General features: G+C 59.8%; 1 protein-coding gene. It reads right to left on the bottom strand.

What is annotated here, in order from left to right; translation table 11 throughout:
- The coding region (locus EOA23_RS35410; RefSeq protein ID WP_145966634.1) for a type IV secretion system protein at positions 1-402 on the bottom strand (402 nt) is incomplete at its 3' end.
- Positions 403-418: the final 16 nt, after the last annotated feature.

Raw genomic sequence — 418 nt, forward strand, 5'->3', positions numbered from 1 at the left:
GGCCACATCCTGGGCGCCGCGGTACAGATTGTCGATGAGCGCCGGGATAGCATCTTGATTTGAGAGCTGGTTGCCGGTGGCTCGCGACACGGCCCCGACGATGATCTTGCCGATTTCGCTCGGCACGGCCTGCACCAGCTTATAGATCGTCTCGGAGAACGTTCCCCAACCATTCAGCAGCAGATAGATGACCACCGCACGACCGAGGCGGTACACCGACTCGATCGGAGAAATCGTCTCGCGGCCGCTGAGGATCGAGTAGCCCCACCAGATGATGTAGACGGTGAGCATGAGCGCGTAGACATTCCCCAGCGCGTAACCGAGCTGCATGTAAACGCTGGAGACAAAGCCCCTTCCGACGTCATCGATGCCGCCCAGAATGCTTGTCGCCAGCCCGTTCATCCATCCTCGACAACAC

This window comes from Mesorhizobium sp. M2A.F.Ca.ET.042.01.1.1, assembly GCF_003997405.1.
Taxonomy (GTDB): Bacteria; Pseudomonadota; Alphaproteobacteria; order Rhizobiales; family Rhizobiaceae; genus Mesorhizobium.